At 73.9% G+C, this 5,860-nt stretch carries 1 protein-coding gene; it reads left to right on the top strand.

Features of this window, described 5'->3' with window-relative positions; genetic code table 11:
• Window positions 1-315: 315 nt before the first annotated feature.
• A partial coding sequence (locus KLI87_RS29940) for a non-ribosomal peptide synthetase (RefSeq protein WP_214619715.1) occupies window positions 316-5,860 on the top strand: 5,545 nt, incomplete at its 3' end.

Here is a 5,860-nt window from a genome sequence, read left to right as displayed (position 1 = left end):
GAGGCCCCCTGAACGCGGGCGTTCAACTGCCGTCCCCCGGCGGTTGAACGCCCGCTCCGCCGCGTCCGGATATCGCGCGCGGCGCGAGCATTGATCATTCCAGCGGCGCCGGGCCATAGTGGTCCGACTTTGGCGGACGGCAATTCCGTCGTTTTCCGGGGGACGTCCGAGGCTTTATCGGATTCGTCGCGCCAACCGTTCGTGAAGGAGTCCGGCCGTCATTTCGCATGCCCTCAGGGGTTCTGTCAACGGGGTGGAGATCGGCGGCCCGCCGCAGCCCGCGGCACGGCTGGGGAGTGACCGGGAGGGATCCGCATGATTCCGCTGTCCTACGCGCAGCGACGGTTGTGGTTCATCGAGCAGCTCGACGGGCCGGGATCGACCTACAACATCCCGGTCGCGCTGCGGCTGACCGGCCGGGTGGACCGCGCGGCCCTCGCGGCGGCGCTGCGCGACGTCCTGGACCGGCACGAGGTGCTGCGCACGACGGTCGGCGTCGCCGACGGCGAGCCCTACCAGCGCATCGTCCCCGCCGACGACCTCGACTGGGCGCTGGAGACCGTCGAGCTGCCCCCCGGCGCGACGCCCGCCGACCTCGACGCCGCCGTCTCCGCCGTCGCCGGGCACGCGTTCGACCTGGCCTCCGAGATCCCGATCCGCGCCTGGCTGTTCTCCGCCGGACCGGGCGAGCACGCCCTGATCGTCGTGGTGCACCACATCGCGGGGGACGGCTGGTCGATGGCCCCGCTCGCCCGCGACGTCTCGCAGGCGTACGCGGCGCGGTGCGAGGGTCGGGCACCGGAGTGGGAGCCGCTGCCCGTCCAGTACGCCGACTACACGCTGTGGCAGCGCGAACTCCTCGGCGACGACGCCGACCCCGGCAGCGTCATCTCCGGCCAGGTCGCCTACTGGCGCGACGCCCTCGCGGGCGCGCCCGAGGAGCTGGCGCTCCCCTTCGACCGGCCCCGCCCGGCCGCCGCCTCGTACAGCGGCCACAGCGTCCCGCTGGAGATCCCGGCGGACGTCCACGCGCGTCTCACCGGCATCGCCCGCGCCGAGGGCGTCACCACGTTCATGGTGCTCCAGGCCGCGCTGGCGATGCTGCTGTCCCGGCTCGGCGCGGGCACCGACGTCCCCGTCGGCGCCGTCGTCGCGGGCCGCCGCGACGTCGCCCTGAACGACCTCGTCGGGTTCTTCGTGAACACGCTCGTGATGCGGACCGACCTGTCCGGCGACCCGACCTTCCGCGAGCTGCTCGCGCGCGTCCGCGAGACGAGCCTGTCGGCGTTCGAGCACCAGGACGTGCCGTTCGAGAAGCTCGTCGAGGAGCTCTCGCCCGCCCGGTCGCTCGTTCGGCACCCGCTCTTCCAGGTCATGCTGTCGGTCCAGAACGCCGCCCAGGGCGAGGTGGACCTGCCCGGCTCCCGCGCCGCGGCGATGCAGGTGCGGCAGCCGGACGGCATGTCGGTCGCGAAGTTCGACCTGGAGGTCGTCGCGACCGAGACCTTCGACGCCCACGGCGACCCGGCGGGCGTGCGCGGCTCGGTGATCGCCGCCGCCGACCTGTTCGACCGCGCCTCCGCCGAGCGCCTCACCCGCTGGCTGACGCGTGTGGTCGGGCGGCTCTCCGACGACCCGCGGGTGCGGCTGAGCGACGTCCAGCCCCTGGACGAGGACGAGCTTCGGCAGGTTCTCGCGGGTGGGGTCGGGACGGCGGGCGAGGTTCCGCACGGGTCGGTGGTGGAGTGGTTCGAGGCGCGTGCGGCCGCCGCTCCGGATTCGGTGGCGGTGGTGTCGGGTGATGTGTCGTTGACGTTTGCGGAGTTGGATGCTCGGGCCGGTTGTTTGGCGCGTTTGTTGGGTGAGCGCGGTGTGGGTGTCGGTTCGCTGGTCGCGGTGGTGGTGGAGCGGTCGGTGGATCTGGTGGTGTCGTTGCTGGCGGTGTTGAAGGCCGGTGGCGCGTATGTTCCGGTGGATCCGGAGTATCCGGCGGAGCGTATTGGTTTCGTGCTGGACGATGCTTCGCCGGTGTGCGTGCTGGCGTCGAAGGCCACGGCCGGGGTTCTGCCATCGGACCTTGCCGACGTGCTGGTTCTGGAGGACCTCGACCTTTCCGGGAAGCCGCTGGAAAAGCGCGCGCTACTGGAGCCGGGTGATTCGGCGTATGTGATTCATACGTCGGGGTCGACGGGTCGTCCGAAGGGTGTGGTGGTCGGTCACGGCGCCTTGGTGAACCACCTGTGGGCGATGGGCCGGCGGATGCCGCTGGATTCCGCGGACCGTTTCGTGGCGGTGACGACGGTCTCCTTTGACATCGCGGCGTTGGAGTTGTTCCTGCCGTTGGTGTCGGGCGCGCGCGTCGTGTTGGCCGACCGGGAGACGGTGGCGGAGCCGCGCGCGCTGGCCGCGTTGGTGCGGGGTAGTGGCGGGACGGTGATGCAGGCGGTTCCGTCGTTGTGGCGGGCGTTGCTGGACGTCGGGGACTGGCCTGCCGAGGTGCGTGTTCTGGTGGGCGGGGAAGCACTCCCGCAGGAACTCGCGACTCGGATGCACGCGCTTGGTCTGGACGCGGTGAACGTGTACGGGCCGACCGAGGCGACGATCTGGGCCACGTCCGCGCCAGTTGACGCGGGCCCGGTGTCCATCGGGCGTCCCTTCGCCAACACTTCCGCCTATGTCCTGGACGCGGCGCTGCGCCCGGTCGTGCCCGGTGCCGTGGGGGAGCTGTATCTCGCGGGCGCGCAATTGGCGCGCGGTTATCTCGGCCGTCCGGAGTTGACGGCGGAGCGTTTTGTGGCGTGCCCGTTCGTTCCGTCGGCCCGGATGTATCGGACGGGTGACCTGGCGCGCTGGCGCGGTGACGGGACTCTCGAATGCCTGGGCCGCACCGACGACCAGGTCAAGGTGCGCGGCTTCCGGATCGAGCTGGGCGAGGTCGAGGCCGCGCTCGAACGCGACGACCGGGTCGCGCAGGCGGCGGCCGCCGTCCACCGTGACTCCTCGGGCGACGGCCTCCTCGTCGGCTACGCCGTCCCCCGACCGGCGGACACGGACCTGGACCCGGCCGACGTCCGCGCGCGCCTCGCGCGGACCCTGCCCGGCCACATGGTGCCGTCCTCGATCGTCGTTCTGGACGCGCTGCCCCGCACCGCCAACGGCAAGCTGGACCGCAGGGCGCTGCCCGCTCCCGACCATTCCGCCTCGGCGGGCGCGGGCCGCGGCCCGTCCAACGCGCGCGAGGAGATCCTGTGCGCGGTGTTCGCCGAGGTCCTCGACGTGGAGGGGGTGGGCGTCGATGACGACTTCTTCGCCCTCGGCGGCCACTCGCTGCTCGCGGTCCGGTTGGTGGAGCGGCTGCGCGTCCACGGGGTGCCGGTGTCGGTGCGGGCGCTGTTCCAGACGCCGACCCCGGCGGGCCTCGCCGCCGCGACCGGTGCCGAGGCCGTCGCCGTCCCGGAGAACCTGATCCCGGACGGCGCCGCCCGGATCACCCCGGAGATGCTGCCGCTGGTGGAGCTGTCGGCCGCGGAGGTCGACGGGATCGTCGCCACGGTCGGCGGCGGCGCGCCGAACACGGCCGACATCTACCCGCTCGCCCCGCTCCAGGAAGGGCTGCTGTTCCACCACCTCCTCGCGGGCGACGGCGACGACGCCTACGTGATGCCGATGGTGCTGGAGTTCGACACGCGCGACCGGCTCGACGCCTTCACCGGCGCCCTCCAGCAGGTGGTCGACCGGCACGACATCCTCCGGACGGCGATCGTCTGGGACGGCCTGCGGGAGCCGGTGCAGGTCGTGTGGCGCCGCGCCGTCCTGCCCGTCGAGGAGGTCGCGCTCGACCCGGACGGCGCGGAGCCCGTCGAGCAGCTCGTCGCGGCGGGCGGCCGCTCGATGGACCTGGGCGCGCCGCCGCTCGTCCGGCTGCACGTGGCGCGGGATCCCGGGACCGGGCGGTGGCTCGCGCTGATCCGCATGCACCACATGGTGCAGGACTACACGGCGAAGGAGGTCCTGCTCGACGAGGTGCGGGCGTTCGTCGGCGGGCGCGCGGACGAGCTGCCCGAGCCGCTGCCGTTCCGCGACTTCGTCGCGCGGGCGCGCGCGGGCTCCGACCGGGCCGGGGACGAGCGCTACTTCGCCGGGCTGCTGGGCGATGTGACCGAGCCGACCGCGCCGTACGGGCAGCTCGACGTCCTCGGCGACGGCGCGGGCGTCCGGCGGGTCGAGCTGCCGCTCGCACCGGCCCTGGCCGGCCGGGTGCGCGGCGCCGCGCGGCGCCTGCGGGTCAGCCCGGCGACCGTGATGCACGTGGCGTGGGCGCGCGTCCTGGCGGTGGTGTCCGGCCGCGGCGACGTGGTGTTCGGGACGGTGCTGTTCGGCCGGATGAACGCGGCCGTGGACGCGGACCGGATCGTCGGCCCGCACATGAACATGCTCCCGATCCGGCTGACCGTGGACGGCACCGGCGCCCGCGCGGCGGTGCTGGCCGCGCGGGACCGGCTGGCCGGGCTGCTGGAGCACGAGCACGCCCCGCTCGCCGTCGCGCAGCGGGCCAGCGGCGTCCCCGCCGACACGCCCCTGTTCACCTCGTTCTTCAACTACCGGCGCGACGGCGGACCGCGCAGCGACGCGGGACGGCACGTCACGACCGAGGGCATCCGCAGCGTCTTCACGCGGGACCGCACGAACTACCCGCTCGCGGTCGCGGTCGACGACGACGGCGTGGCGCTCACGCTCACCGTCGACGCGGTCGCCTCGATCGACGCCGAGGCGGTGGCGCGCCTGCTGCGCACCGCGACCGAGAACCTCACGGCCGCGCTGGAGACCGTGCTGGACGGCGGCCCCGAGACGCCGCTCGACGCGCTGCCCGTCCTGGACGAAGCCGAACGGCACCGGGTGCTGGTCGACTGGAACGGCACCGCCGCCGAGGCAGGGGCGGCGCACGTCCGCGAGCTGTTCGAGGCCCAGGCCGCCCGCGTTCCGGACGCGGTCGCGGTCGTGTCCGGCTCAGCCGAGACCACCTACGCGGAGCTGGACGCGCGCGCGAACCGCCTCGCCCACTACCTGCGGGCGCAGGGCGTGGGCGCGGAGTCGGTCGTCGGGCTGTGCCTGCCGCGCGGCGCGGATCTCGTGGCGGCCGTGCTCGCGGTCTGGAAGGCGGGCGCCGCCTACCTGCCGATCGACCCCGGCTACCCGGTCGAGCGGATCGCGTTCATGCTGGCCGACAGCGGCGCGGTGCTGCTGCTGACCGACGAGGAGACGCTGGAGGACCTCCCGGCCGGCCGGGTCCGGATGGTCGCCCTCGACGATCCGATGACCGCCGTCCAGACGGGGGCGCTCCCGGCGACCGCGCCGGACGCGGTGCTGTACCCCGACGGCCAGGCGTATGTGATCTACACGTCCGGTTCGACGGGGCGGCCCAAGGGCGTGACCGTCACCCACGGCGGCCTGGTGAACTACGTGACCTGGGCCGCCCGCAGGTACGGAGGCGGCGAGCCGTGCGGCGCCCCGCTGCACTCCTCGGCGGCGTTCGACCTGACCGTGACGAGCCTGCTGGTCCCGCTCGTGACGGGCGCGCCCGTCACCGCCAGCCGGGACGGCGGCGCCGAGGGGCTCGCCGACCTGGTCCGCGGCGGCGCCGGGTTCGCGATGGCCAAGGTCGTGCCCGCGCACCTGCCCGTCCTGGGCGAACTGCTCACCGCCGGGCAGGCGGCGTCGGCGGCGCGGACGTGGGTCGTCGGCGGCGAGGCGCTGGCCGGTCCCGCGGTGGCCGACTGGCTCGGGCGGGCGCCCGGCTCGGTCGTCGTCAACGAGTACGGGCCGACCGAGACCGTCGTGGGCTGCTGCGTCTTCGAGGTCC

Origin of the sequence: Actinomadura sp. NEAU-AAG7, assembly GCF_018603865.1 — a bacterium.
Classification (GTDB): Bacteria; Actinomycetota; Actinomycetes; order Streptosporangiales; family Streptosporangiaceae; genus Spirillospora; species Spirillospora litoris.
Note: the sequence above shows the minus strand (reverse complement) of the source record. Positions and strands in the feature narration are given on the sequence as shown.